We start from the raw sequence: 26,519 nt of genomic DNA, 5'->3' as shown, positions 1-26,519 counted from the left end.
GAAACGGGAAGGAAGTAAAAATGCGCGTCTATTACGATCGTGATGCCGATCTCAACCTGATCAAGGGCAAGAAGGTCGCCATCATCGGCTATGGCAGCCAGGGCAGGGCGCATGCGCTCAACCTCAAGGATTCCGGCGCCAAGGAAATCGCCATCGGCCTCAAGGCCGGCTCGGCGACCGCCAAGAAGGTCGAGGCCGACGGGCTCAAGGTGATGAGCGTGGCGGACGCCGCCAAATGGGCCGACTTGATGATGATGGCGACGCCCGACGAGCTGCAGGCCGACATCTACAAGAACGAGATCGCGCCGAACATCCGCGACGGCGCGGCGATCGCCTTCGCGCACGGCCTCAACGTGCATTTCGGCCTGATCGAGCCGAAGTCGACCGTCGACGTCGTCATGATCGCGCCGAAGGGCCCGGGCCATACGGTGCGCGGCGAATACCAGAAGGGCGGCGGCGTGCCGTGCCTGGTCGCCGTCAACCAGGATGCCTCGGGCAATGCGCTCGACCTGGCACTGTCCTACGCCTGCGGCGTCGGCGGCGGCCGTTCGGGCATCATCGAGACCAATTTCCGCGAGGAATGCGAGACCGATCTGTTCGGCGAGCAGGTCGTGCTGTGCGGCGGCCTGGTCGAACTGATCCGCGCCGGCTTCGAGACGCTGGTGGAAGCCGGCTACGCGCCCGAAATGGCCTATTTCGAGTGCCTGCACGAGGTCAAGCTGATCGTCGACCTGATCTATGAAGGCGGCATCGCCAACATGAACTACTCGATCTCGAACACCGCCGAATGGGGCGAGTATGTCTCCGGCCCACGCATCATCACCGCCGAGACCAAGGCCGAGATGAAGCGCGTGCTGAAGGACATCCAGACCGGCAAATTCACCTCGGAATGGATGCAGGAATACCGCGCCGGCCTGTCTCGCTTCAAGGGCATCCGCCGCATGAACGACAGCCACCAGATCGAGGAAGTCGGCGCCAAGCTGCGCGCGATGATGCCGTGGATTTCGAAGAACAAGCTGGTCGACAAGGCCAAGAACTGATCGAAATCCCCATTATTGCCTTTGCGCGTCCTCGGGCTGCGCCCTGCGGGCACGCGGGGGATTTCGAAGAACAAGCTGGTCGACAAGGCCAAGAGCTGAGCGAAATCCGTTCTTCCCGATCAAAACAAAAAACGGCGCCGCGCGGCGCCGTTTTCATTTTACCTTGTTCGGTCTGACCTACAGCTCAGCTATAGGGCGACCAGCATTGCTGGCGCGGGCCGCCATAGGGCTGGAACGTGTTGTCCCAGGCGCGGTACGACCGGTAGCGGTTATTGCACCACCGGACATGGGCGTTGGAAAGCCGCCCGGCGCGGTAGTAGCGGCGCGGTGCCGGCGCATAGTAGTCGTAGTTGTTGTAATTGTTGTACATGCTGCCGAGGCCAAGCCCGAGGCCAAGGCCAAGGATCGCGGCTGCGCCATCGTCATTGTAGCCGCCGTGATAGTGCCGGCGACCATGGCGCCAGCGCCAATTGTCGCCGCCGTCCCAGTTGCCTCCACCGTTCCAGTGCCGATCGCCGTTCCAGTTGCCTCCACCGTTCCAGTGCCGACCACCGTTCCAGTTACCTGACCGGCGCCATCTCCAATTGTCGTTGTTGAATTGGCGGTCATTGCCGCCCGCCCACTCGTCGCGAACCGGCGTGACCGTTGGCGCCGCCGTGCTTGTGGGAAGCGACAGATCCGGTTGCATGATCGGTCCGGCAGCTGATGGCGCCGTGATGCCTGATATGACGCCCAGGGCGACAAGCCCCGATTTTACCGTGGATGAAAAGAGCGAGTTCATAACACTCTCCAAGAGCTAAAGGCCCCACGCCTACCCTGGAATGGGCCCACTGTGGATCTTTGCGTCTGAACGGCGGATGAACGGAAAGGTTCCGTCAACCATGGCGCGAATGCCGTCAGGTCCAAACGATCTTGGCTTGTGGTCCTGCGATCTTGTGTTCCGGCGCTCTTGCAGGCAAAGGTCAGGGCATGTCGCTGCGCCTTGCCACCTTCAATGTCGAGAACCTGATGAACAGGTTCGACTTTTCCGGCTATCGCAACCAGCTCAACGAGGATCGGACGCTGGCGCTGTTCGATATACAGAGCGAAGCCGAATACAAGATGCTGGAGCAGGCCCGCGCCATCGCGCAGTCCGACGACACGCGCCAGCTGACGGCGCTGGCGATCGCCGCCACCCGGGCCGACATCATCTGCATGCAGGAGGTCGACAATATCGAGGCGCTGAAGGCCTTCGAATACGGCTATCTGTTCAAGATGGTGGGGCAGGGCTATCGGCAGAAATACACAACCTCGGGCAATGACTCGCGCGGCATCGATGTCGCCGTGATGATGCGCAACGAGACCGCGCAGGGACAGCCGATCGAATTCGTGCGCATGACCAGCCATGCCTACGTCACCTACGAGCAGTTCGGGCTGCACACGCCTGAACTGGCGGCCCTCGGCAGCCAGGCCAATGAACGCATCTTCCGGCGCGACTGCCTGGAAGTCGACATCACCGTCGGCGGCGTGCCGCTGACGCTCTATCTCGTGCATTTCAAGTCGATGGGCTCGCCGCGCAACGGGCTCGACGGGCGCGAGGCGACGATGCCGGTGCGCATCGCCGAGGCGCAAGCGGTGCGGCGGATCATCGAGGAGCGTTTCGGCAAGGACCATGCCGCCGACAAGCGCTGGGCGATCTGTGGCGACATGAACGATTACCGCCAGCGCGTGAAGATCGCCGGCGATGATGTCGACGGCTACCATTTCGAGGTGATCGACGAGGCGCGGTCCTGCATCGACGTGCTGACCGCCGGCGGCTTCTGCGAGAACGTCATCGAGCGTCGGCCGGAAATGAACCGCTGGACCTTCTATCACACGCGCGGACCCGAGGAGCGGCATCTCTGCCAGCTCGACTATATCCTGCTGTCCAGGGGGCTGGCGGCGAAGAACACCACCGCTGTTCCCGACATCATCCGCAATGGCCAGCCCTGGCGCACGATCTTTCCGGCTGGCCAGGAAGTCGAGCGCTTTCCGCGCGCCGGCTGGGACCGGCCGAAAGCATCGGACCATTGCCCGGTGGCGATCACGCTGGACATGGTTGGATAAGCATAATCGGGCTCGATAGGCGACATTGGGGCTTAGACGCATGAGTTTCGATCTTCCGCGCAATGTCATCCTGCCCGTCGATGCCGTCGACGTCCGGCTCGATCCCGGCCCGCATCCCTTCGCCAGGGATAATGCCGCGGCGATCGCCGAGAACTGGCAGCGCGAGATAGCAGCCAATCCGGCGCTGTTCGACGGCACGGTGGTGCTGCTGTCGCAGCTTGCCTGGCGTGACAACAGCCTGATCGGCCGCTGCCATGCGGTCAACTACTCCACCTTCATGCTCTGGCGGAAGCAGCGCGAGAATTCCGGAGCCGAGCATGCCTATGCCCATGCCATGCTGGTGGCCGGCGACAATGCGCTGGTGGCGATCCGCATGGGACGTCACACGGTCAATGCCGGCCGCGTCTATTTCGCCGCCGGTTCGTTCGAGCCGGTCGATTTCCGCGATGGGCTGGTCGATGTCGACTTCAACATGATCCGCGAGGTGCGCGAGGAGACCGGCCTCGACCTGTCGGCTGCTGAGCGCGGCGAGCGCTATCACGCCTTGTCGACGAACAGCGGCACGGTGATCTTCCGCCGTTATCACGCGCCGGCGCCGGCTGATGAGATCGCGCGGCGAATCTCAGCCTTCGTCGCCAGCGAAACCGATCCGGAGATCCAAGGGCCGGTGGTCATACGCCATGCCGGCGACCTGCCGGACGGGCTGACATCGTATATGAAGCCGCTGATCGAGTGGCACTTTTCCGGCGTGGATTAAGGGCGCGTCTTCTCCTGCGCCGCCTTGCGGTCGTTGCGGGCCGCGACGAGGAACAAGATAAAGCCGATGCCCAGCAACCCACCCATGGCCATTCCCATGGTCTGGCCGACGACTGCCTGGAAATCCGAGGTGACGCGATCGGGATTGGCCATGCCGAAGCGGGCGAGATACCACCAGATGCCTGCCAGGGCGGCCTCGATGATCACCATCGTCACGATCAGTCGTGTCTTCTTGCTCATGCGTCGTTCCCTCACCCGGAGATGTCTTGCCTTAGCATCGTCGACCAGCGGGCGACAGGGCTGTCGATGCAGGCGAGCGTCCAAGGTTGGGGATGGCCGCAGTCGTGGCGGAGCCGGCCCGGCCTTTTACTCGTGCCTCAGCGCGTCGATCGGATCGAGGCGCGCACCGCGCAGGGCCGGGAAGAAGCCGAACACCATGCCGATCAGCGCCGAGAAGCCGACGGCGAGCAGGATGACCGCCGGGCTCGGCGCGAAGGGGATGGTCAGCGTCGCTGAGGCCAGGCCGGCGAGCGCCAGGCCGATCAGGATGCCGATGATGCCGCCGAGCAGCGACAGCACCGTCGCCTCGACCAGGAATTGAATCAGGATGTGCTTTTCGTGCGCGCCGATGGCGAGCCTGATGCCGATCTCGCGCGTGCGCTCGGTGACCGAGACCAGCATGATGTTCATGATGCCGATGCCGCCGACCAGAAGGCTGACGCCGGCGACCGCGCCCAGCATGCCGGTCATGGTGGTGGTGGCGCTGGCCATGGCGTCGGCGATCTGCGTCATGTCGCGGATGGCGAAATCGCTTTCGCGATCCGGCGTGATGCGCCTGATATCGCGCAAAATGTCCTCGACGCGCGGCTGCAACTCGCTGGTCGGCGTGCGGTCGTCGGCGGCGATGTAGATGTTGTCGATGTCAAGATTGCCGGCGATGCGGCGCTGATAGGCGTGCAGCGGCATCAGGACGACATTGTCCTGGTCCTGGCCGAAGCCGGTGTAGCCCTTGGGTTCGAGCAGGCCGATGATCTTGCAAGAGGTGCGGTTGACGCGGATGATCTCGCCTTCGGGATCGCCTGCGCCGAAGAATTGCTGGCGCACCGTCTCGCCGATCAGGCAGACGCCGGTGCCCGAGCGGGTTTCGGAATCGCTGAACGGACGGCCCGATACCAGTTTCCAGTCGCGCGCATCGAGATAGGCGCTGTCGGTGCCGGTGACGCCCGAGGTCAGGCTCTCGGTGCCGAAGATGACGCGAACCTGCTTTTGCGAGGCCGGCGAAATGGCGCGCGCGCCGGTCAAATGCGCGACCAGCGTCGCGAGGTCCTTCTCGGCGAGCGGCCGCACCACTTGGTCGAGCCCGCCCGGGCCGCCAGGGCCTGCCGGGCGTCCGGCGCGGACGACCAGAAGATTGCTGCCGAGCTTGGAGATGTCGGCCTTGACCTTCTGCGTCGTGCCCGAGCCGATGGTCAGCATGGCGATGACGGCGGCGACGCCGATGACGATGCCGAGCAGCGTCAGGAAGGAGCGCAGCACGTTGCGGCGGATCGAGCGTAGCGAGAGGCGGACGGTTTCCCAGATCATGATATAGAGCCTGACCCACCCCGAAAGAGCCGGGATGGGGCTCTATCTTCCTGTTTGGCCATGATCCTGGCCGAAAACCGGATTCCACTTTTCGGGGTCATGGCTAAGTCGTTTCCAAGTTCACGTCGTCGGAGGCGACATGGCCGTCGAGGAAGCGGATGGTGCGCTCGGCATAGTCGGCGACATCGGCCTCGTGGGTGACCATGGTGACGGTCAGGCCGAGCTCCTTGTTGAGCTTTGTCAGCAGTTCCATGATCTCATGCGTGCGGGCGGTGTCGAGATTGCCGGTCGGCTCGTCGGCGACGAGCAGCATCGGCCGCGTGACGATGGCGCGCGCGATGGCCACGCGCTGCTGCTGGCCGCCGGAGAGCTCGGCCGGCGTGTGATGCTCGCGGCCGACCAGGCCGACCTGGGCGAGCGCCTGCATGGCAAGGTCGCGACGCTCGCGGCTGGCCACGCCGCGATAGATCAGCGGCAGTTCGACATTTTCCGCCGCCGTGGTGCGCGCCAGGAGATTGTAGCCCTGGAAGACGAAGCCGACATAGAGGTTACGCAGCATGGCGCGGCGGTTGCGGTCGAGCCGGCCGGCGTCGACGCCCAAGAAGGAGTAGGTTCCGGCCGTCGGCGTGTCGAGGCAGCCGATGATGTTCATCGCCGTCGATTTGCCCGACCCGGACGGGCCCATGATGGCGACGAATTCGCCGCGCCGGATGGCAAGGTCGACGCCGGCCAGCGCGTGCACCCGGGCCTCGCCCTGGCCGTAGCTCTTCCAGACCTTGTCGAAGGTGATGAGAGGCGCGCCCGCGGCCACGGCCTCAGCTCCGCAACTGCGAGGCGGTGATGACCTGCGCGCCTTCCTCCAGGCCGGACGTGATCTCGGTCAGTTCGCCATCGGTCGAGCCGATCTTGACGTTGACCGCACGCGGCCGTCCGTTCTCCAGCACATAGAGCGTGCGCGAACCGTCGGTGGGGGCCGTTGCGGCCTGGCGCTGGCGATTGCCGCCCGGACGGCCCATGCGGCCGGTGAACAGGTCGCTGAAGCTCCATGCGCGTGCTGCTTGCTGCGTCGGGCGATAGCGGAAGGCGCTGGCGGGCACGGTCAGCACATCTTTGGCCTGTCTTGTGACGACCGAAACCGTGGCGGTCATGCCGGGGCGCAGCAACAACTCGTTGTTGTCGACCTCGAGCCGCGCATTGTAGGTGACGACGCCGTCCGTCGTGACCGAGGCATAGGAGATGTCGCGGATCTCGGCGTCGAACGGCCGCTCGGGGAAGGCGTCGACGGTGAAGCGCGCATGCTGGCCAGTCTTGACGGCGCCGATATCGGCCTCGTCGACCGCCGCCACCAGCTCCATGTTCCGCAGATCGGCGGCGATGATGAACAGCACCGGCGCCTGCAGCGAGGAGGCGACCGTCTGGCCGGGGTCGACCGAGCGCGTCAGCACGATGCCGTCGATCGGCGCATAGATGGTGCTGTTGGCAAGGTCGGTCTGCTGCGATTTCAGATCGGCATTGGCGATGGCGAGATTGGCCTGAGCGCTATCAAGCGCGGCCTTCGAGCGGTCGCGCGTCGCCGTCGCCGCCTCCAGCGACTGGTCGGTCGCCATGCCGCGCCTGGTCAAGGCGGCCGCGCGCACCAGCGCGCTCTCGTTCTCGGCGAGCGTCACCGTGGCGTCCTCGACATTGGCGGCCGCGCCCTTGGCGGAAGCCTCGGCGCGCTCGATCTGCACCTGCAGCTTGGTGGTGTCGAGGGCCGCCAGCACGTCGCCCTTCTTCACCTGCTGGTTCTCATTCACAGAGACCGAGCGGATGATGCCGGAGAGCTGGCTGGAAATATCGACCTGGGTGAGCGGCTGCAGCGTGCCCGTTGCCGAGACCTGGACGGTAAGGTCGGCCTTGGCGGCCGGCACCGTGGTGTAGTCGATCCTGGCGGGCGTGCCCGCATACCACTGATAGAGGCCAAGACCGGCGGCGAGCACGGTCAGGGCCAGCAACACATAGAGCCAGCCACGCCGGCGCGTCTTGCTCCGCCCCTTCTTGTCGAGCCCGAGCGCCGTCGCGATGGCGGAATCCGATTCCGTCTTTGGCAGATTGACAATCTGGTCCACGTCGGACCCCTATGATGCGCAATGTCCCTATCTGTGCACAGATCAGGGTTACCGGTTCAAATATCAAATTAAATTTCGCCCATGTTGGGATTGAGGCAGGAATGCAAACCCGGAACTACTTGCTTTACGATGTGTTTGCGACCGTGCGACTGGCCGGCAACCCGCTGGCCGTGGTGTTGGATTGCAAAGGTCTGGACACGGTAGCGATGCAGGCCATCGCGCGCGAATTCAATCTGTCCGAGACAGTCTTCGTGCTGCCGCCGGACAATCCCAAGCATAAAAACCGCATCCGCATCTTCACGCCGGACTATGAAATGCCGTTCGCCGGCCACCCGACAGTTGGTTCGGCAATCGCGCTGGCCGACCTGGATGGCGAAAGCGGGGCCGGCATCTTCGTGCTGGAGGAAAACATCGGCCCGGTACGCTGCGCCATCAGCAGGCATGACGGCGCCGCTTTCGCCGAATTCGACCTGGCGAAATTGCCGGAGCCGTTGAAGCTCGAGGCCGATCCGCAGGCGATCGGCGCCGCCCTCGGCCTGGCGCCGCATGAGATCGGCTTCGAGAATCACCGCGTTGCCTTCTGGTCGGCGGGCGTGCCCTATGTGACCATTCCGGTCGCCAATCTCGAAGCGGCGGGCCGCATCCGGCTGGACAACCAGGCCTGGTCGGAACTGGCGCCGCGCAAGAGCGAATGGGCGTTCGCCAGCCCCTATGTCTATTGCCGCGAGACGGTGAACCATGAAAGCGCCTTCCATGTGCGCATGATCGTGCCGGGCACGCCTTCCTATGAAGATCCGGCGACCGGTTCGGCAGCGGCGGCCTTTGCCGGCGCCATCATGCATTTCGATGCTCCGACGGATGGCATTTCGCAGCTGTGGATCGAGCAGGGGCTGGAGATGGGCCGGCCGTCGCGCATCCGCCTGGAACTGACCGTGCAGGGCGGAAAACTGGCCTCGGCGCGCATTGGCGGCCATGCGGTCAAGGTGGCGGAAGGCAGGCTGTTCGTCTGATCGCAGGAAGGGTTTGTCGATTTGTCGGGAAATGATTCCGGCAGGGCTAGACATGACCGATGGTGGCGGCTATATGCCCGCCAACGCCGGTTTTTGCCGGCCGAGTGGGTGCGTAGCTCAGTTGGTAGAGCAGCTGACTCTTAATCAGCGGGTCCACAGTTCAATCCTGTGCGCACCCACCAAATTCCTTGAAGACTTGGTGGAAAGACCCTGAAAGCGAGATGCGTTTGGCGCGTCTCGGGCCATGCGCGTGACTGCGGTCCTTTAACCGGCGGCGGTGCTTGGTTCTCGTGGCGATCTAACCGCGTCGAAAAATGCGGCTCAGAGACCTGCCGAATCGAAAACCGATGGTCTCTTCCACGCTTGCAGCTTCGTTGGCATCAATTTCGCCTTTGCTGCCCGAGAAATCGCTGATGAGCCACCAGAAGAAGACCAGGAAAACAACGAAAATGGCAGTGTCGATCGGGCCATAACTTGAATATCGCTGTGACGAAGCACAGCAGCGACCGCTACGGCGATAGACACCGCAGCTGCAACGGGATGAAGCTTTTTCATCCTCCAAATCTATTCCAGAATCCGAACCGCAGGAAGATGCCGATCACACCGGCGTCTGTGCTTGGGCGTTGTCCGCACCGGAGCCGGCGATTACTTCTCCGACACCCCCGCCTCGGCAAAGCTTGCCATCCTCGCATGGCACTCCAGCGCCGAGCGGACGATGTTGACGGCCAGGCAGGCACCGGAGCCTTCGCCGAGCCGCATGCCAAGATCGAGCAGCGGCGGCAGGCCGAGTGCTTCGAGCAGGCTGCGATGGCCCGATTCGGCCGAAACATGGGCCGCGATGGTGTGGGAGAGGCCAGTCGGATGCAGCCTGGCCAGCGGGGCGGCGGCAGCCGTACAGACGAAGCCATCGAGCAGCACGGGTATGCCCAAATGACGGGCGGCCAGCGTGGCGCCGAGGATGGCGGCGAGTTCGCGCCCGCCGAGTGCCGCGGCGATGCCCAGCGGATCGGCGAGGGCTGCGGCGTGCCGCTTGAGGCCGGCTTCGATGGCGACCACTTTGCGCTTCAGGCCGGCGTCGTCGACGCCGGTGCCGCGCCCGGTCCATTTTTCCGCCCCACCGCCGAATAGCGCCGCCGAAATGGCGGCCGCCGGCGTGGTGTTGCCGATGCCCATTTCACCAAAGCAGACCAGGTCGAGGTCTTTCGTTACGGCGTCATAGCCCGCTGAGACGGCGGCGAGAAAGGCCTTCTCGTCCATTGCCGGCACTTGGGTGAAGTCGCCGGTGGGATGGTCGAGGTCGAGCGGGATGACATCGAGCTCGGCGCCGGCGATGCGGGCAAGCTGGTTGATGGCGGCACCGCCGCCGGCGAAGTTCGCCACCATCTGCACGGTGACCTCGGAGGGATAGGCCGACACGCCTTGAGCGGTGACGCCGTGATTGCCGGCGAAGACGAAGATTTTCACCCGGTCGAGCTTGGGCATGTCACGGCCCTGCCAGCGCGCCAGCCAGGCGGCGATGGTTTCCAGCCGGCCGAGGCTGCCTTGCGGCTTCGTCAGCGTGTCCTGGCGGCTGGCAACGGCTTTGGCGGCTGTATCGCTGCCGGCAGGCAGGTCGAGGCAGGCGGCGCGCAATTCATCGAGGGATTTGAAAGGCATGGGGGCAAGGTCTCCGGAAGGGAATCAAGTCGAAGGGAATCAGGAAAGCGCAACGGAGGCGACGAGAAGCACCGCGATTTCACTGACCTGCTGCAAGGCTCCGATCGTGTCGCCGGTCTGGCCACCGATCTGGTTGAGGCAAAGGGCGTGGAAGGCGGCAAAGAACAGGCCGAGCAGGATCAGCGCGGCGATGGCGCCGCCGGCCCCGAGCAAGAGGAGCGGGATCGCGCCAAGCACGGCGCCGGCGATCGCGGTTTCAAGCGAGACGGTGCCGGCGCCGGCCGAGAGGCCGTCGGTGCGCGCCGGCGGCAACAGATGCATGAAGGCGCCCAGTACGCCCCGCGATGCCGCGTGCGCGGCAACAAGGGCAAAGAGCGCCTGGGTGGGATCCACCAGTTCCGAAAGCACGTTCCAGCGAATCAGCAGCGACAGGGCCAGCGCCATGGCGCCATAGGCGCCGATGCGGCTGTCGCGCATGATGTCGAGTTTGCGGCCGCGCGACTTGCCGCCGCCAAAGCCGTCGGCGACGTCGGACAGTCCATCCTCGTGCAGACATCCGGTGGTGATCACGGTTGCCACGAGGGCAAGTGCTGCCGCCGGCCCCATGGCAAGGCCGAATCGTTCCGCTGTGGCAAAGACGATGGCGCCGATCAGGCCGACGACGAGGCCGGTGACCGGTGCGGCCCAGATCGCGGCGGCAAGGCCGCGGCCGCGAAAGTCGAGGTCGGGCAAAGGCAGGCGGGTGAAGAAGACCAGGCAAAGCGCGATGTCGTCGAGGATTTGCCTGGGCGAAAGGGTCAAATTCGGGAGCTTCACGCGCTGGCCCTCGCTATCGCATGGAAGAAGGTACCGCTGACACGACCACGCCGGTAGCCGGAAGCGCCGATCGGATTGCCCTGGCCGTCGGCAAGGTCGGCCAGAGGCTCGTCATTGCCGGTGGCCGTCATCTGCGCATAGTGGAATTCATGGCCCCGGATCAGCGCGCCTTGAACCCCCAGCGGGCAATCGGCGCGCAGCCGCGCCTCGCGATAGCCGAGATTCATCTTTCGCTTGGCGAAGCTGGTGGCGTGTCCGAGCAGGCCGAGCATGCGATGCGTTTCGCGGGCAGCATCCTCCAGCGCTTCGCCAAGCACCATGAAGCCGCCGCATTCGCCATGGACGGGCCTGGTCGCGGCGAAATGCGCCATTCCGGTGTGGAAATTCGCAGCGGCGGCAAGCTTGCCGGCGTGAAGCTCGGGATAGCCGCCGGGCAGCCAGCAGACATCGCAGCTATCGTCGGGCGCCTCATCGGCAAGCGGCGAGAACCGAACGATCTCCGCGCCGGCCTTGCGCCAATAGGCTGCGACATGCGGGTAGAGGAAAGTGAAGGCGGCATCCTCGGCAAGCGCGATACGTTGACCGGGGGGCCGCAGCGCATCGCCAAAATCGCCGGCCGCCGGGGCGAGGGGCGTCGCCAGCCTCATCACGGCATCGAGGTCGAGCGATTTCTCCGCCATGTCGGCCAGCCGGTCGAGATGCGCCATCAGATCATCATACTCGCCGGCCTGGACGAGGCCGAGATGGCGCTCGGGCAGGTTCAGCGTAGGGTCGCGTAAAATGGCGCCGACAACGGGCAGGCCGATCGCCTCGATGGCGTCGCCGGACAGCTTGCGATGGCGTTCGCTGCCCAGCCGGTTGAGCACGACGCCGGCCATGCGCACATGCGGATCGTAGGTGGCGAACCCCTTGGCGACAGCGGCCGCCGTGGTCGACTGGCCCGACACGTCGAGGACCAGCAGCACCGGCAGGCCATAGAGCCGGGCAAGGTCGGCGGCAGAGCCGGTTCGCCCCGGCGCGGCCGGAATGCCGTCGAACAGGCCCATGGCGCTTTCGAGGATGACGAAATCGGTGTCGTCGGCCTGTTGCGCGGCCAGCGCATTGAGCAGCGACGGCGGCATCGCCCAGCTGTCGAGATTGACGCCGGAAAGGCCGGTGGCGGCGGTGTGGAAGCCGGGGTCGATATAGTCGGGGCCGGATTTGGCGCCGCGCACCTTCAGGCCGCGCCGGGCGAGCGCGCGCAAGATACCGATGGTGACGCTAGTCTTGCCCGAGCCGGAGCGCGGCGCGCCGATGATGATGGCGCGGGCGGTCATGCCTGCCCCGTCAATGCGGCGCGCATGGCGACTATGCCGCCGACGACGATCAGCGCCGGCGAGGTCAGCCCGGCGGCGGCTGCTTCCTCGGCGATTGTGGCGAGCGTGGCGACGACGGTCCGCTCCTGCGGCGTGGTGGCGGCGACGATCACCGCCGCCGGCGTCGACGGCGCCAGCCCGCCATCGAGCAGAGCTGCCGCGATCAAAGGCAAATTGGCCATGCCCATATAGACCACGACAGGCTGGCCGGTGCGGGCGATCGCCGCCCAGTCGATATCGTCGTCAGTGCCGGCGGCGTGGCCGGTCGCCAGGATCACAGCCTTGTTGATGCCGCGCATGGTGGCCGGGATGCCGGTTGCGGCGAGCGCGCTGAGGCCGGATGTCAGGCCCGGCAGCACGCGGAAGGGGATGTTTTCGCGTGCGAGTGCCAAGGCTTCTTCGCCGCCACGGCCGAAAATATAGGGATCGCCGCCCTTGAGCCTGATAACGCGGCGGCCTGCGCGCGCCAGCCGGACCAGCAGAGCGGTGATGTCATCCTGCTTCATCGAGGGCTGGCCGCCGCGCTTGCCGGCAAAGAACAGCTCGGCGCTTGCGGCAACGGCGACGACGTCAGGTGAAACCAGAGCGTCGTAGACCAGCGCATCCGCTTCGGCCAAAGCCGCCAGCACTTCCAGCGTCAGGCAGCCGGGGTCGCCGGGGCCGGCCCCGGCCAGCCAGACATGGCCCGGCTCCAGCGGGTGCGGCTTGAAATTCAGCCGCGAAAAGGCCCGTTCGAGCGTGGCGTTGCCGCCGTTGTTTTTGGTGTTGCCGCTCACAATCCGTCCCGTCCGCGAAAACGCCGCTGGTAATGGGCGTCGTACAATGAACTTTCGCCAAAACCTTCCGCTGCCAGCGAGCGGCCGACGAAGATGATCGCGGTGCGCTCCATCGGATCGGCGGCAAGCCGTGCCTCGATCGTTTCCAGCGTACCGGTCAGCACCCGCTCGTCCGGCCAGGAGGCGCGGAAGACGATCGCCACCGGACAATCGCCGCCATAATGCGGCGTCAATTCGGCGACGACGCGGTCGATGGCGTGGATGGCCAGATGAATGGCGAGCGTCGCGCCGGTGCGGCCGAAGCCGGCCAGCGTTTCGCCCGGCGGCATTTTTGAAGCACGTCCGGAAACGCGGGTCAGCACCAGGCTTTGCGCGACTTCGGGAATGGTCAGCTCGCGGCGAAGTGCTGCGGCCGCGGCCGCGAAGGAGGGCACGCCCGGCGTCAGCGTGTAGGGGATTCCGTGCTTTTCCAGCCGGCGGATCTGTTCGGCAACGGCGCTCCACACCGACAGGTCGCCGGAATGCAGGCGGGCGACATCATGGCCCGATTTGTGTGCCTCGACATAGGCCGCTTCGATCTCGTCGAGCGACATCGGCGCGGTGTCGATCAGTTTCGTTCCCGGCGCGCAATGCTGCAGCAATTCAGGCGCGACGATCGAGCCGGCATGCAGGCAGACCGGGCAGCTTGCCAGGAACCTTGCGCCGCGCAGCGTGATGAGGTCGGCGGCACCCGGACCGGCGCCGATGAAATGAACGGTCATGGCGCGTCTCCGCTGATGGCGATGGCGCAGGTGACCGGGCCGAGCACGATGCGGGGGCCAAGCAGCTTTGCGCCGGTGCCGGCCACGGCAAGGGCGGATGCCTCGGAAACCGAGGGCGTGCCGGCGACTGCTTGCGACAGGTCGGAGTGGCTCAGCGTGTCCCCTGCGGCGCCACGAAGGGCCGCGTCATCGACGATGATGAGCGGAAGGTTCAACGCGCGGCCGGCGGCCGCAATCGCCGCTTCATCCTTCTTCGGTGCGGCAGTTGCCAGTGCGGAAAGCGCCGTCACGGCCAGCCCATGCGCTTCGAGAGCGGTTTCAATCGCGGCAAGCACGTCTTCAGCGCTCACGCCTTTGCGGCTGCCGATGCCTGCGACCATCATGGCTTCACCCAGCTCCATTGGGTGACCGGCATTGCCGGCCGCCAGGCCTGCATCGAGCCGACCGGAGATGCGCGAGAGATGTTTATCCGGGTAAGATAGCCGCCGAGCTTTGTGTGCTGCGCGAGAAGCAAGGCTTCCATCTCCAGCGTCACAGCGTTGGCGACGAGCCGGCCGCCGGAACGCAGCGCCTTGATGGCAGCGTTCAACACGCCGGTATCGCTGCCGCCGCCGCCGATGAAGATCGCGTCCGGCGTGTCCAGTCTGGCCAGCGCCTTGGGCGCGCTGCCTTCCACCACGACAAGGCCGGGAACGCCACAGGCGGTGGCGTTGCGGTGGATGCGGGCGGCGCGGGTCGGATCGGCTTCGATGGCGATCGTGCGCATCAAGGGGTGCGCCAGCATCCATTCGATGCCGATGGAGCCCGAGCCGGCGCCGATGTCCCACAGCAATTCGCCGCGCCTCGGCGCCAGCGACGACAGGGTGATGGCGCGGATTTCGCGTTTGGTGATCTGGCCGTCATGGTCGAACAGGTGGTCGGCAAGACCAACCGTGAGCGGCAAGACGCGGGCTTGCGGGTTCGAATCAATTTCGATCGCCAGCACGTTGAGTGGATTGATGTTTTCGACGTCGAAGGCATCCGCGCGGGCGGCGCGCTGGTTCTCCTTTGGCCCGCCCAGCGCCTCAAGAACCGTCAACCGCGAGGCGCCGAAATCGAGTTCGGTGAGCAGGCGGGCAATTGCATCAGGCGCTTCGGCATCAGATGTCAGCGCCAGGATGCGCGCATTGGGCTGCAGCAACGGCCGGATCAGGTCGAATGGCCGGCCATGCAGCGAGACGATCTCGATATCCTGCAGCGCCCAGCCAAGCCGGGCGGCGGCCAGCGAAACCGCCGACGGCGCGGGGATGACATGCATCTCCCGCGGCTTGACCTTGCGGGCGAGGGTGGCGCCCACGCCGTGGAAAAAAGGATCGCCGGAAGCGAGCACACAGACGTTTCTGCCGGCAAGCGCCAGCACATCGGCCATCCCGGCATCGAATGGCACCGGCCAGGGCCGTGGCTCGCCCTTGGCGAAGGACTCGACCAGCGCCAGATGCCGCTTGCCGCCGAAGATGATCTCGGCCTTGGCAATCCTCTGCTTGGCCTCGTCGCCGAGACCCGCTAAACCGTCCTCGCCGATGCCGATCACCGTCAGCCATTTCGGCCTGGCGCCGCGCGAACTTTCAGCAGGCATGATGACCCACCGCATTCTGATCCTCGGCGGCACCACGGAAGCCCGGCAACTGGCCGGCAAACTGGCGGTACGCGCCTCGGTCACGCTGTCGCTGGCCGGCCGCACGGAAACCCCGATCGCGCAAGGCGTGCCCGTGCGAAGTGGAGGCTTTGGCGGCGCCGAGGGGCTGGCCGCCTATCTCCGGGAGACCAGCACCGATCTGCTGATCGACGCCACACATCCTTACGCGGCGCGAATCTCCGCCAATGCCGCGCAAGCCGCGCGGCTGACCAGTGTGCCGATCCTTGCTTTGCTCCGCCCCGGCTGGGAGCCAGTCGAAGGCGACCGCTGGACGCTGGTCGATACAACAGGCGATGCCGTGCGAGCGCTTGGCCCGGCGCCGCGGCGCGTCTTCCTGGCGCTTGGCCGGCAAGAGGTTGCTGCCTTCGAAGCAGCCCCCCGGCATCACTACCTCATTCGCAGCGTCGATCCGGTCGAGCCGCAGCTGGCCGTGCCGGATGCGACCTATCTGCTGGCGCGCGGGCCGTTTGGCGAGGCGGAAGAACGCACGCTGCTCGAAAAGCATCGCATCGACGTGGTCGTCTCCAAGAACAGCGGCGGCGCTGCCACGTACGGCAAGATTGCCGCCGCGCGATCGCTTGGCATCGAGGTGATCATGGTCCGCAGGCCTGATCTGCCGGAGGTGCCTTCGGCTCAAACCGTCGATGAGCTCGCCGCGATGGTGGATCATTTCGTCGAGCCCGCTGCCGAGCGTGGCGTGTAGACCAGCGCCGGTTTGTCGCCGCGCTTGATGATACGGGTTTCCGGCGAGCCGATGATGATGCAGGTCGCCATGTCGGCCTTTTGCGCGTCGACATCGGCCAGCAGATAAACCTCGATGCGCTCGTCCGGACGGCCGGCGGCGCGGCCGAAAATGACTGGCGTGGTTCCGGGCAGGATCGCGGTCAGGCACTCGAAGGCGCGGCCAAGCTGCCAGGGGCGCGCCTTGCTGATCGGGTTGTAGAGCGCGATGACGAAGCCGGCGCCGGCCGCCGCCAGCAGGCGCAGCTCGATCAGGTCCCACGGCTTCAGATTGTCGGACAGCGAAATGGCGCAGAAATCATGACCGAGCGGGGCGCCGATACGGGCGGCGACAGCGAGCATTGCGGTGATGCCAGGCACGACGGCCACATCGACCGCGCGCCATTCGGCCGGGCCGGCCTCGATCGCCTCGCAGACGGCCGCGGCCATGGCAAAGACGCCGGGATCGCCACCGGAAACCACGGCAACGTCGTGGCCCTCGGCGGCCTTGATCAAGGCATCCTTGGAGCGGGCGAGTTCCTCGCGGTTGTCGGACGCGACACGAGCCTGGTCCGGGCGCAGTTCGAGCCGGTCGAGATAGGGCTTGTAGCCATAGAAGAACTTCGCTTCGGCCACGGCGCGGCTGGCTTCAGGGGTGACCTGGTCGGCATTGCCGGGCCCGAGACCGATGACGGTGAGACGGCCGCTCATGCCTGCGCTCCCAACGCCCCGGGCCGGCCGGACCAGCCGGCGACCAATATGATGGCGAAATAGGGCGCCTTGTCGTCCTGTTTGTCGGCGAGCTTCATCGAGACGCTGCCGGCCATGGTGCCGCGCTCGACATAGACGGCGCGGGTCAGCTTGCCGGTGGCTTCCAGCGCACGCCTGATCTTGGGCAGATTGCGGCCGACCTTCATGATGACGGCGGCATCGGTGTCGGCCAGCCGACGGGTCAACTCGAATTCGCTCATCGTGCCGGGCAGCACGGTCAGCACGTCATCGCCCTGGACGATCGGAACACCGGTCTGCGACCAGCAGCCGGACATAGCGGTGACGCCGGGAATGACCTCGGTCGGGAAACGATGGGCGAGACGCACATGCAGATGCATGTAGGAGCCGTAGAACAGCGGGTCGCCTTCGGACAGGACGGCAACCATTCGGCCTGCTTCGAGATGTTCGGCGACCTTTTGCGCCGACTCCTCGTAGAAACCGGTAATCTGCGAGCGATAGTCGTCGTGATCCTTGTCGATCTCGGTGGTGACGGGATAGAGCAGCGGCAGTTCCAGCATATCCGGGCGGAAGCGCGCCTCGACGATGGCCCGCGCATTGCTGTTGTTGCCGCGCTTGGCGAAATAGGCGACGACATCGGCTTCGGCCAGGGCCCGCGCGGCCTTCAGAGTCAACAGTTCGGGGTCGCCGGGACCGGTGCCGACGCCAACGAGCTTGCCTTTGGGAAGCGCGTTCACAGGCCGGGCCTCGCCAGGGAATTGAGCGCGGCGGCGGTCATGGCGCTGCCGCCGAGCCTGCCGCGCACGATGGCATAGGGCACGCCGTAGGAATTCTCGGCCAGCGCATCCTTCGATTCGGCGGCGCCGACGAAGCCCACGGGCATGCCGATGATGGCCGCCGGCTTCGGTGCGCCGTCGCGTAGTTTCTCCAGGAGATAGAAGAGTGCGGTCGGCGCATTGCCGATGGCGACGACGGAGCCGGCCATGCGTTCGCCCCACAGGTCGATCGCGGCGGCGGAGCGGGTGTTGCCGATGGCTTTGGCAATGTCGTGCGTGCGCGGGTCGCGCAGTGTGCAGATCACCTCGTTGCCGGCCGGCAACCGGGCGCGGGTGACACCGTGCGAAACCATTTCCGCATCGCAGAAGATCGGCGCGGCGGCGGCAAGAGCGCTGCGCGCGGCGGTGACGAAGTCAGGCGAGAAAACGAAATGGCTCGATGCTTCGACCTGGCCGCAGGCATGGATCATGCGGATGGCGACATCGGCCTCAGCTTCGGAGAAGCGCGAAAGGTCCGCCTCGTCGCGGATGATGGCGAAGGAGCGCTCGTAGATCGCCGTGCCGTCGTGGATGTAGTCGTAGGCGGCCATGCTCATTTCCGTTTTTTTAGTTTGGGCCTGTCGGTAAATCTCGGCGATGGCCGCCGGCCCGAGCCTTGTCAGGCAAGCAGCGGCGGTCTCGCCCTGAAATCGTGCGCTGCGGATCACCGCCGCGACGCGACCGATGCCGCGCGCGGCGTCATAGCCCGGCCTGTAGCCGGCAGGAAGAGCCTTTGCCGTCGCGTTCACGACAAGTCCGGCTCCATTTTCGCCGCCGACGATTGTGAGCGCCGCCGGGCCGGGATGCGCGCAGCCCTTGGCGCAGCCGGAAACGTGCATGGTGAAGTCGAGGATGTCGGCGTTTTCGGCGGCGATCGTCTCGGCGATGTCACGGGTGGCGATGCGGCCGGAGGCGCAGGCCGGCGTGCCGGGGCAGGCGGCGATGCGCGTGCGCGGGTCGGCGGGGGAGGTGACGAAGCCGAGGCTGGCGGCAGTGGCTTGGAGAGACGGATCGGTGTCCGAGGGTTGGCCGAGGAAGAGCATCGCGCGGCCTGGGGCGAGGCGGATTTCGGTGGTGCCGAGGGTGACGGCGCTTTGGGTGAGAACGATGATTTTGTCGGCAGGCATGCTGCCGTAGGGGAGTGCAATGCCGAGGGTGAAAGTGTCGCCGGCTAATGGGAAACGGCCGATAGGTTTGCGCGAGGGGGAGATGTCCGGCAGGACAGAGGAGGGCGCCTCGCGCAAACCTGGCAAGCATAGCCAATCCGCAAGAGACACCAACTGCCTTTCCGACAAGTCTCTTGCGTGAGCCTCGCGGCCTTTCTCTGCGACCATCCTCAGCACTGCAACGGCAATGTCGCGCGCGGCGTCGTCGCTTACGGTGGCGAGCAGCTTCGCATTCTGTCCATCACCCGCAACAGACACCTGCCACCGAACCTCGGCACCATTCCGCACCGCCTTCAGCCGCGCATCGGCCGTCACCGCATCCAGCGTCAGCTGCCCGCCGCCGTCCACCACGACAGACACTTTCGGTCCCAGCCTTGGCGTCAGCCCAGCATCCTCGATCGCCGCCCTGACCCGCCCAGCCAGCGGTTGCGGATCGGCGATCTCCTGCGGGTCGATCCCCGCCAGCGGCCCCGTCTCGACCGGCACGCCGGTCCGCACCGCAATGCCCAGCGCATCGACTTCCGCTGCCAGCAGCGTTGCGCTGTCCTCCGTCAAGCCACGTATCTGCAAGCTGCCACGCGCTGTCACTTCCATGACACCGTTGCCATGCCGCAGGGCGGATTCGGCCAGACCGATCAACAGCTTCGGCGACAATCCTTCAGAAGATGGGCCTCCGGCAACCGGGTTGAGCCGCACCAGCAGCCCATCGCCGGTCTGCATCGGCGCCGACAGGGCCGGACAGGCGCCGCGACGTGAGAAGGCGTTCATGCCGCCACTCCCAGCGCTTCGGCCTCGGCAATCAGCGCGGCGAGATCGTCGTCGATGGAATTGCGCAAGGGATGCCAGAGGCCGCGCCGGCGCGCCGAGAGAAAACGCTCGGCAATGACTTTCGCGGCCGCCGGGTTTTCCCGAAGGATAAAGGCGCGGACTTCCGCGTCGCCGACATAGGCATCGTGCACGGCCTCGATCAGCGCGCCTGAAATGGCATGCGTGGTTTCGGCGAAGCCGACCAGCCGGTCGACCGTCTCGGCGAATTCGGAGGCGCCGCGCGGGCCGTGCCGCATCTGGCCTGATATGAAGCGCGCATTGACGGCGCGGGCGCGCACCACGCGAGATACGGCCTCACCGACCGACCGCGGCTTCGGCTTTTGCGCGTCCGTCGTGTCGAGCACGATGACATCGGCATTCCGGCCAAGGGCGGCAAGCGCGGCCGAAAAACCGCCGATGAAGGCGACGTCGGCGGAGCCTTCGAGAATGTCGCGGCCGGGGTCGTCGCCGGTGTGGACCAGAAGATCGGCTTCGGCGATGCGGGTTTCAAACGCGCCCGGCGCCGAGATGCCTTCGCCGCCGGCGCCGCCATAGGCATGCGAGGTGGCGTCGAGATAGGCGCGGCCGATCTCTTCGCGCGCTGCCCAGTCGCCGCTGGACAGGAGATCCTCGACGCCAGCGCCATAGGTGCCGGGCGAGGTGCCGAAAATGCGCGGGCTAATCCTGCCGTCCGCTCGGGTCCGGGCCGCGAGCGGGTTTTCCGAATCATCCTCGTCGCGGGCGGCGACCGCGTTGGCAGCGGCGTCGATCAGCGCGATCTGGGTCGGGAACATGTCACGGAACAGGCCCGATATGCGCCAGGTGACGTCGACGCGCGGGCGGCCGAGCGTGGCCGGCGGCAGCACTTCGATGCCGGTGATGCGGCCGGTGGCGGCATCCCATTGCGGCCGGCAACCCATCAGCGCCAGGCCTTGTGCGATCTCCTCGCCGCCGGTGCGCAGCGAGGCCGAGCCCCAGAGATCGATGACCAGCGAACGCGGCCAGTCGCCATGCGATTGCAGGTAGCCGCGCACCACTTCTTCGGCCGCCGCCTTGCCCAGATCATAGGCGGTCGGCGTCGGCATGGTGCGGGGATCCGACGTGAACAGATTGCGGCCGGTGGGCAGCACGTCGGAGCGGCCACGCGTCGGCGCGCCGGCCGGGCCGGCCTTGACGTGGCGGCCGTCCAGCGCGGCAACCAGCGCTGACCTTTCAGCCTCGGCACTTTGGCGGCGCTTGGCGTCGGCCTCATCGTCGGGCGCGCGGCCGTAGATATGCAACCCGTCCTTGATGGCGAAGTCCTTGAGGTCGCAGAGCCAGGCATCGATGCGGCGCAGCGCCTCGTCGGGTGCGTCGGTCCCGGCGACACCGGCTTCTGCGGCGAGGCCGGTCTTTTGCGCCGTGTCGACGATCAGCTTGGCCAGGCGGTCGCGGCGGCGGCGGTCGAGGCCGTCGGCTTGGGCGTATTCGTCGACCAGGCGTTCGAGCCTGTGCTGATCCTCGTCCAGCGCGGCGCCGGTCAGCGGCGGCGGCAGATGGCCGAGGGTCACGGCGGCAATGCGTCGCTTGGCTTGTGCTGCCTCGCCGGGATTGGAGACGATGAAGGGATAGATCACGGGCAGGGCGCCGGTGACGATCTCGGGGAAGCAGCTTTGCGACAGCGCAACGGTCTTGCCCGGCAGCCATTCCAGCGTGCCATGAGCGCCGACATGAATCAGGGCATGCACACCCAGCGATTCGCGCAGCCACAGGCCGAAGGCGATCAGGGCGTGGCGCGGCGGCAGCGTTGGATCGTGGTAGTCGGCGCGGCGATCGGCGGAGCGGCCGCGGTCTGGGGCGAGGGCGACCGTAATGTTGCCGAAGGCGGCGGCGCGGAAGGGGAAGCTTGCTGAGGTCGTTTGTGAAGGTTGGCGGGGGGGGGGGGGGCCTCTGTCCTGATGTCCGGCAGGACAGAGGGGGGCGCCTCGCGCAAACCTGTCTTGTCTTCCGCTTTCCCCCACGCCGCCTCAACAGCAGTCATTGCCTCGACAGGCAGGTCTCGCGACAGGTCGAGATACTCATCCACCTCCAACCCATCATCGCCCCGCTCCAGCAAATCCAGCAGTTCGCGCGGCGATTGCGGGATCCCTTCAACCGCATAGCCCTGTTCCTTCAGGTCATGCAGCATCGCCAACACGCTCGACGGCACGTCGAGGCCGACAGCATAGCCGGTACGGCCGGGAGCGCTTGGGTAATCCGGGATCAGAATGGCCAGCTTGCGTTCGGCGCGGGGCGTGTCCTGCAACTTGATGAAGGCTGCCACGCGGTCAGCCACCTGCGCGACACGATCCGGTTCCGGCCGGTTGGCGAAGGCGCGGTGGCCAAGCGCGGGATCGACATCGCTTTCGCCCTTGAAGGAAATCGCGCCGGCGAGGATGCGGCCGTCCAACTCTGGCAGGACGACATGCATTGCGAGGTCGGCGGGCGCCAGGCCGCGCTGGTTGTTCTCCCAGATGTCGCGGCGGGTGGTGGCGACGATGACCTGGAAGACCGGCACGCCGGCGCGGTCGAACAGGGTTTCGACGCCGGGCTCGGCGCCGGAGGCGAAGGCGGTCGCGGTGATGATGGCGGCGGGTCTGAGCGTGGCGAGCGCGGTTTCCGCGAAGGCCAGGGATGTCGGGTCCTTGAGGCTGGAGACGAAGATGGGGACAGGCGTCATGCCGCGCGCGCTCAGCGCTTCAAAAAGCGCGTCGATCGGAGCGACGTCGGCGGCGAGAAGCATCGAGCGGTAGAAGAGAATGGGCACGACCTTTCCCTCGCCCTCGAGGGGGAGGGGGACGACGCCGCGGCCTGGCTCGTAGTAGCCGGCCTTCGGCACCGCCACCGGCTCAACAACGGCCGCATTCTGTCCAGCCAGTCTGGCCAGCCTTTGCACCAGCGCGCCCATATTGGCCGGGCCGCCCTCGCGGAAATAGCCGAGCAGCGCGTCCAATTCCCGGCGCTGCAGCGTCGAGGCTTCGATCAGCCTGATATCCTCGTCATGGCTTTCGCCCGGCAGCAGCGCCAGCTTGATGCCGCGCTCGCGGGCGATCGAGGCCAGCTGGTCGCAGCCATAGCGCCACCAGTCGTAGCCGCCGAGGATACGCACCAGGATGATCTTGGCGTGGCGGGCGACGCTGTCGATCCAGAGGTCGACGGACATCGGGTGGCGCAGGTCGCGCAGGGCCGCCAGCCGCATCGAGGGCAGGCGGGCGGCATCCGCCTTCCAGGCGGCCGCCAGTCCCGCGAGATCGCTGTCGGTGAAGGACAGGGCCACGATATCCGCCGGCGTCTGCCGCAGATCGACCGGCTCGGCGAGATCGTCGAGCGAGGCGGAGGTCGTGGTGAGGATATGCATCGCGGCCCGTGTCTGAAATCAGCCGGCGAGTATACGCTCGATTGCCGGGCGGTTCAGCCCCTTGAGGCCGATGACGACCAGGCGCGAACGGCGGTCGTCCTCGGCGGTCCAGGCGCGGTCGTAGTAATGATTGACGCGCGGGCCGACGGCCTGCAGCAAGAGCCGCATCGGCTTGCCGCCGACCTCGACGAAGCCTTTCACGCGCAGCACGTTTTCCTGTTCGGCGGCGGCGGCCACGCGCTGTGCCAGTTCGTCCGGATTGGCGATCGAGGGAATGTCGACGATGAAGGTGTCGAAGTCGTCATGCTCGTGGTCGAAGGCGCCGTCATGATGCGACTTGCGGTTCTCGATGTCGTCCTCGACGGCGAGACCAAGTCCGAGCAGCACGGAGGGATCGACCTCGCCATGCGAGGTCGGCACGATCTTCACGGCACGGGCGGAGTGTTCGCCGATGATGGCGTTGGCGCGGGCCGAGCCGGCGGCGTTCATCAGATCGCTTTTCGACAGGATGATCAGGTCGGCGCAGGCGATCTGGTCCTCGAACAGTTCCTCGACCGGGTCGTCATGATCGAGGCTGTCATCTTGCGCACGCTGCGCCTGCAAGGCGTCCATGTCGTTGGCGACACGGCCTTCGGCCAGTGCGGGACCATCGACCACAGCGATCACGCCGTCGACGGTCACGCGGCTCTTCACCGTCGGCCACTGGAACGCCTGGACCAGCGGCTTGGGCAGGGCGAGGCCCGAAGTCTCGATCAGGATGTGATCGACCTTCGGCGTCAGCGACAGGATCTGGTCGAGCGCGGGCACGAAATCGTCGGCCACGGTGCAGCAGATGCAGCCATTGGCCAGTTCGACGATGTTTTCCTCCGGGCAGGTGTCGATGCCGCAGCCCTTCAAAATCTCGCCGTCGATGCCGATGTCGCCGAACTCGTTGACGATGATCGCAATGCGCTTGCCGCCGGCGTTCTCCAGGAGATGGCGGACCAGCGTCGTCTTGCCGGCGCCGAGGAAGCCGGTGACGACGGTACAGGGGACGCGGGTGACGGAAGCGCTCATGATCAGTCCTTCAACAGGTCGAGGGGAGGAATGCGGGCAACGAGGCCGCACTTGAGGGAAGCAGGCCGGTCGCGCCATGGAATGAGGCCGTCCGTCGAGGTGGCGAAGAGTTTGGCGCCGGCGACGAGGTCGGCGCCGCTGGTCACGGTCAGGTCGCCGAAGACGTAGCTCCAGCAGCCGTTTCGCAGGATCGCGGCGCTCAGCCGGCGCTTGCAATTGCCGAGACATTCGACCGTGTGGATGCGGATGTTTCCATCAGATGCGGCGCGGCGTGTGTCGTCAGCCAAGAGTTCGCCGGCGCGGGGATGGGCGTCGGAGCCAGTCTCGTCGCGGCACGAGGCGCAGACGATCACCGTGACGCCGGCCAAGGCTTCGCCGTCGGCGGACGAATTGTCCTCTGTGCCAGCCGAAAAACTGCCGTTCTGGTCCAAAAAACCGGGCTCCTTGCCCGGAAACCCGCCGGGCGATCGGATTCTTTTGTCGCAGACGGCAGGTCTCCTGGCTCGCGGGTTATCGCCTTGGGTGCCGCCTTCCCGGGAACATCCCAGTGGCTTTCGGCCTTGGCTCGTCGCTTACAGTTGCGGGGACAGCCGCGGATTTGAGATTTTTCACCTCTCACCGCATTCCCTCTTAGCCCCTGCCGTTGCGGGCAAGGGACCGTCTGGAGCGGATTTAGGCTTTTGCAGGCAGCGGTGTCAACGCACGGCTACGACATGGCGATGTCGGCAAGCGCCAGGCCCAAATCGCCGGCAGGCGTCACTTCCATGCGTTCAAGGCCGAGCCAGCCTTGCATCTGCTTCAGTTCCTCGGAGAGCTGCGCGGCGGTCTCGGGCGGTGCCTTGGGCTCGGCGTAGGCGGCGTGGACGCGCAGGACGCTGGCTGGCCGGTCGGCCTTGAGGTCGACACGCGCGACGATCCTGTCGCCGAGCAGGAAAGGCAGGACGTAGTAGCCGTATTGGCGCTTCTCGGCGGGCGTATAGATCTCGATGCGGTAGTGGAAATCGAACAGCCGCTCCGAGCGCGAGCGCTCGAAGACGACCGGGTCGAACGGCGCCAGCAGGGCGCGGGCCTCGATCTTCCGGGGCAGGCGGGCGTCCTTATGAAGGTAGGCCGGCTTGTCCCAGCCTTCGACGCGCACCGGCAGCAGTTCACCCAACTCGACCAGTTCCTCCAGCCGGCCTTTCATGTCGGCCGGCGACAGCCGAAAATAGTCGCGCAAATCGCCTGATGTCGCCACCCCGTGGGCGCGGGCGGAAATGCGCAGCAATTCGCGGTGCGCGTCCTCGGCGGCCGGCACCGGCAGATCGAGGATCGCCTGCGGCAGCACGCGCTCGGGCAGATCATAGAAGCGCTCGAAGCCGCGGCGGTGCGCCGTGGTGATGCGGCCGGCCCAGAACAGCCATTCGAAGGCGTGCTTGGCATGGCTCCAGCCCCACCAGCCGCCCGAACCTTTCTGGCCTTCCAGCGCCGAAGCCGCGATCGGGCCGCGCGCGACGACCTCGCGGTAGATCTCTTCTATGTACGCGGCATGCTCGCGGCCCCATTTGGCCAGGCCCAGATACATCTCGTCGCCCTGCTCGGCGCGTTGCATGCGCCAGCGCATCAGCGGGTAGGTCTCGACCGGCAGGAACGAGGCCTCATGCGCCCAGTATTCGAAGACCGTGCGCTTGCGCGTCACCGCGGCATTGTCGAGCAGCGCGAGCGGATAGGGGCCGAGCCGCGAATAGTGCGGCATGTAATGCGCGCGCACCACCGCGCTGACGGAATCGATCTGCAGCAGGCCGGTGCGGGAGAGCACACGGGCAAAGTGGCGGCGATCGGGTGTGCCATTTGGGCGGGGATCGAGAAATCCCTGTGCGGCGAGCGCAATACGCCGGGCGGCGGCAAGCGAGATCTTTTCCTTCATGCAGCTGTCACTCTAAGGGCGTTTCGACCGAGGTCCGGCGGGTGATTCCAGCCCATGCTAGCAGGGTTTTTGCGGCAACCCTGTCAGGAGAGAAAAGTGGAGTAGAAGGCGAAGGAAATCAAACAGGAGCGGATCGGACCAGTTTCTCCGGATATGCCGTCCAGGTCGGCGTTTTGAACAAGGTTTGACTTGCTTCGCTGGAAGTGCTGCGCTAACCCTCGCCGCGTTGCAGCATAGGCCCCTTAAAACGGTTCAGCGGTTAATCTGTCACGCTTCCGCATTAAGGTCCGGTGCTGTAATCAAAGTGGATTGGCGCCAACGG

The 26,519-nt window shown here is 66.0% G+C and carries 24 protein-coding genes, 1 tRNA gene, 2 pseudogenes and 1 riboswitch; of the genes and pseudogenes, 6 read left to right on the top strand and 21 right to left on the bottom strand.

Annotation, left to right across the window (positions count from 1 at the left end; genetic code table 11):
* Window positions 1–20 precede the first annotated feature (20 nt).
* The gene (gene ilvC, locus FJV80_RS05580; RefSeq protein ID WP_010910140.1) at window positions 21–1,040 is read left to right on the top strand and encodes a ketol-acid reductoisomerase; all 1,020 of its coding nucleotides are present in this window, start codon (window positions 21–23) and stop codon (window positions 1,038–1,040) included.
* A 184-nt stretch (window positions 1,041–1,224) separates the two neighbouring features.
* On the opposite strand, the gene FJV80_RS05570 is transcribed toward ilvC, so the two are convergent.
* Window positions 1,225–1,821, bottom strand: a complete 597-nt coding sequence (locus FJV80_RS05570) for a BA14K family protein (protein WP_142875770.1) — start codon at window positions 1,819–1,821, stop codon at window positions 1,225–1,227.
* A 188-nt stretch (window positions 1,822–2,009) separates the two neighbouring features.
* On the opposite strand from FJV80_RS05570, the gene FJV80_RS05565 reads away from it, so the two are divergent.
* Both FJV80_RS05565 and FJV80_RS05560 read left to right on the top strand, forming a co-directional pair.
* The gene (locus FJV80_RS05565; RefSeq protein WP_095787359.1) at window positions 2,010–3,125 is read left to right on the top strand and encodes an endonuclease/exonuclease/phosphatase family protein; all 1,116 of its coding nucleotides are present in this window, start codon (window positions 2,010–2,012) and stop codon (window positions 3,123–3,125) included.
* A gap of 40 nt (window positions 3,126–3,165) precedes the next feature.
* Window positions 3,166–3,882 (top strand): hypothetical protein, encoded by a 717-nt coding sequence (locus FJV80_RS05560; RefSeq protein WP_142875769.1) that lies wholly within the window; start codon window positions 3,166–3,168, stop codon window positions 3,880–3,882.
* Here FJV80_RS05560 and FJV80_RS05555 read toward each other — a convergent pair.
* The 4 genes from FJV80_RS05555 to FJV80_RS05540 all read right to left on the bottom strand — a co-directional run bounded on the left by FJV80_RS05555 (window position 3,879) and on the right by FJV80_RS05540 (window position 7,573).
* Window positions 3,879–4,121, bottom strand: coding sequence for a hypothetical protein (locus FJV80_RS05555; RefSeq protein WP_095773043.1), 243 nt, complete (start codon window positions 4,119–4,121; stop codon window positions 3,879–3,881). The genes FJV80_RS05560 and FJV80_RS05555 overlap by 4 nt on opposite strands.
* Before the next feature lie 126 nt (window positions 4,122–4,247).
* A complete protein-coding gene (locus tag FJV80_RS05550) occupies window positions 4,248–5,465 on the bottom strand; it encodes an ABC transporter permease (protein WP_142875767.1) in 1,218 nt (405 codons plus the stop codon).
* Between the two features lie 103 nt (window positions 5,466–5,568).
* The gene (locus FJV80_RS05545; RefSeq protein ID WP_095773041.1) at window positions 5,569–6,276 is read right to left on the bottom strand and encodes an ABC transporter ATP-binding protein; all 708 of its coding nucleotides are present in this window, start codon (window positions 6,274–6,276) and stop codon (window positions 5,569–5,571) included.
* A gap of 4 nt (window positions 6,277–6,280) precedes the next feature.
* Complete coding sequence (locus tag FJV80_RS05540) at window positions 6,281–7,573, bottom strand: efflux RND transporter periplasmic adaptor subunit (protein ID WP_142875765.1); 1,293 nt, start codon at window positions 7,571–7,573, stop codon at window positions 6,281–6,283.
* 101 nt (window positions 7,574–7,674) lie between these two features.
* On the opposite strand from FJV80_RS05540, the gene FJV80_RS05535 reads away from it, so the two are divergent.
* Both FJV80_RS05535 and FJV80_RS05530 read left to right on the top strand, forming a co-directional pair.
* Window positions 7,675–8,583 (top strand): PhzF family phenazine biosynthesis protein, encoded by a 909-nt coding sequence (locus tag FJV80_RS05535; protein ID WP_142875764.1) that lies wholly within the window; start codon window positions 7,675–7,677, stop codon window positions 8,581–8,583.
* Window positions 8,584–8,689: 106 nt separating this feature from the next.
* A tRNA-Lys gene (locus FJV80_RS05530) sits at window positions 8,690–8,765 on the top strand.
* Between the two features lie 139 nt (window positions 8,766–8,904).
* On the opposite strand, the gene FJV80_RS05525 is transcribed toward FJV80_RS05530, so the two are convergent.
* The 8 genes from FJV80_RS05525 to cbiE form a co-directional block, all read right to left on the bottom strand.
* Window positions 8,905–9,138, bottom strand: a complete 234-nt coding sequence (locus FJV80_RS05525) for a hypothetical protein (protein ID WP_142875763.1) — start codon at window positions 9,136–9,138, stop codon at window positions 8,905–8,907.
* A gap of 90 nt (window positions 9,139–9,228) precedes the next feature.
* Window positions 9,229–10,239, bottom strand: coding sequence for a nicotinate-nucleotide--dimethylbenzimidazole phosphoribosyltransferase (gene cobT, locus FJV80_RS05520; RefSeq protein WP_142875762.1), 1,011 nt, complete (start codon window positions 10,237–10,239; stop codon window positions 9,229–9,231).
* 39 nt (window positions 10,240–10,278) lie between these two features.
* Window positions 10,279–11,055, bottom strand: coding sequence for an adenosylcobinamide-GDP ribazoletransferase (gene cobS, locus FJV80_RS05515; RefSeq protein ID WP_142875761.1), 777 nt, complete (start codon window positions 11,053–11,055; stop codon window positions 10,279–10,281).
* Window positions 11,052–12,371 (bottom strand): cobyrinate a,c-diamide synthase, encoded by a 1,320-nt coding sequence (locus tag FJV80_RS05510; RefSeq protein ID WP_142875760.1) that lies wholly within the window; start codon window positions 12,369–12,371, stop codon window positions 11,052–11,054. Before FJV80_RS05510 ends, cobS begins: the two co-directional genes overlap by 4 nt.
* Window positions 12,368–13,186, bottom strand: coding sequence for a uroporphyrinogen-III C-methyltransferase (cobA, locus tag FJV80_RS05505; RefSeq protein WP_095773034.1), 819 nt, complete (start codon window positions 13,184–13,186; stop codon window positions 12,368–12,370). The genes FJV80_RS05510 and cobA overlap by 4 nt, the downstream gene beginning before the upstream one ends.
* Entirely contained in the window at window positions 13,183–13,947 is a 765-nt protein-coding gene (cobM, locus tag FJV80_RS05500) for a precorrin-4 C(11)-methyltransferase (RefSeq protein ID WP_095787366.1), read from the bottom strand. The genes cobA and cobM overlap by 4 nt, the downstream gene beginning before the upstream one ends.
* Window positions 13,944–14,330: a cobalamin biosynthesis protein gene (locus FJV80_RS05495; protein ID WP_142875759.1), complete on the bottom strand. Its 387-nt coding sequence runs from the start codon at window positions 14,328–14,330 to the stop codon at window positions 13,944–13,946. Before FJV80_RS05495 ends, cobM begins: the two co-directional genes overlap by 4 nt.
* Window positions 14,327–15,562 (bottom strand): precorrin-6y C5,15-methyltransferase (decarboxylating) subunit CbiE, encoded by a 1,236-nt coding sequence (cbiE, locus tag FJV80_RS05490; protein WP_142875758.1) that lies wholly within the window; start codon window positions 15,560–15,562, stop codon window positions 14,327–14,329. The genes FJV80_RS05495 and cbiE overlap by 4 nt, the downstream gene beginning before the upstream one ends.
* Window position 15,563: 1 nt before the next feature.
* Between cbiE and FJV80_RS05485 the strand changes: the two genes are divergently transcribed.
* Window positions 15,564–16,325 (top strand): cobalt-precorrin-6A reductase, encoded by a 762-nt coding sequence (locus FJV80_RS05485; protein WP_142875757.1) that lies wholly within the window; start codon window positions 15,564–15,566, stop codon window positions 16,323–16,325.
* Here FJV80_RS05485 and FJV80_RS05480 read toward each other — a convergent pair.
* The 8 genes and pseudogenes from FJV80_RS05480 to FJV80_RS05445 all read right to left on the bottom strand — a co-directional run bounded on the left by FJV80_RS05480 (window position 16,289) and on the right by FJV80_RS05445 (window position 26,197).
* Window positions 16,289–17,053, bottom strand: a complete 765-nt coding sequence (locus FJV80_RS05480; RefSeq protein ID WP_095787367.1) for a precorrin-3B C(17)-methyltransferase — start codon at window positions 17,051–17,053, stop codon at window positions 16,289–16,291. The two genes, FJV80_RS05485 and FJV80_RS05480, sit on opposite strands and share 37 nt — an antisense overlap.
* Complete coding sequence (locus tag FJV80_RS05475) at window positions 17,050–17,808, bottom strand: precorrin-2 C(20)-methyltransferase (protein WP_142875756.1); 759 nt, start codon at window positions 17,806–17,808, stop codon at window positions 17,050–17,052. Before FJV80_RS05475 ends, FJV80_RS05480 begins: the two co-directional genes overlap by 4 nt.
* Window positions 17,805–18,437: a precorrin-8X methylmutase gene (locus FJV80_RS05470; RefSeq protein ID WP_095790871.1), complete on the bottom strand. Its 633-nt coding sequence runs from the start codon at window positions 18,435–18,437 to the stop codon at window positions 17,805–17,807. The genes FJV80_RS05475 and FJV80_RS05470 overlap by 4 nt, the downstream gene beginning before the upstream one ends.
* 6 nt (window positions 18,438–18,443) lie before the next feature.
* A pseudogene (cobG, locus tag FJV80_RS05465) lies at window positions 18,444–19,820 on the bottom strand (precorrin-3B synthase); the annotation flags it as partial.
* A pseudogene (gene cobN, locus FJV80_RS05460) lies at window positions 19,817–23,235 on the bottom strand (cobaltochelatase subunit CobN). The pseudogenes cobN and cobG, both read right to left, overlap by 4 nt.
* Window positions 23,236–23,253: 18 nt before the next feature.
* Entirely contained in the window at window positions 23,254–24,291 is a 1,038-nt protein-coding gene (cobW, locus tag FJV80_RS05455; protein ID WP_142875755.1) for a cobalamin biosynthesis protein CobW, read from the bottom strand.
* Between the two features lie 2 nt (window positions 24,292–24,293).
* Window positions 24,294–24,722 carry a DUF1636 family protein gene (locus tag FJV80_RS05450; protein ID WP_142875754.1) on the bottom strand — a complete coding sequence of 143 codons (429 nt, stop codon included), beginning with the start codon at window positions 24,720–24,722 and terminating at the stop codon, window positions 24,294–24,296.
* Between the two features lie 39 nt (window positions 24,723–24,761).
* A riboswitch (cobalamin riboswitch) is annotated at window positions 24,762–24,968 on the bottom strand.
* Window positions 24,969–24,997: 29 nt separating this feature from the next.
* Entirely contained in the window at window positions 24,998–26,197 is a 1,200-nt protein-coding gene (locus tag FJV80_RS05445; RefSeq protein ID WP_142875753.1) for a winged helix-turn-helix domain-containing protein, read from the bottom strand.
* Between the last annotated feature and the right edge of the window lie 322 nt (window positions 26,198–26,519).

This window comes from Mesorhizobium sp. WSM4310 (assembly GCF_007003935.1).
Taxonomy (GTDB): domain Bacteria; phylum Pseudomonadota; class Alphaproteobacteria; order Rhizobiales; family Rhizobiaceae; genus Mesorhizobium.
This window is presented reverse-complemented; position numbering and strand designations above follow the sequence as displayed.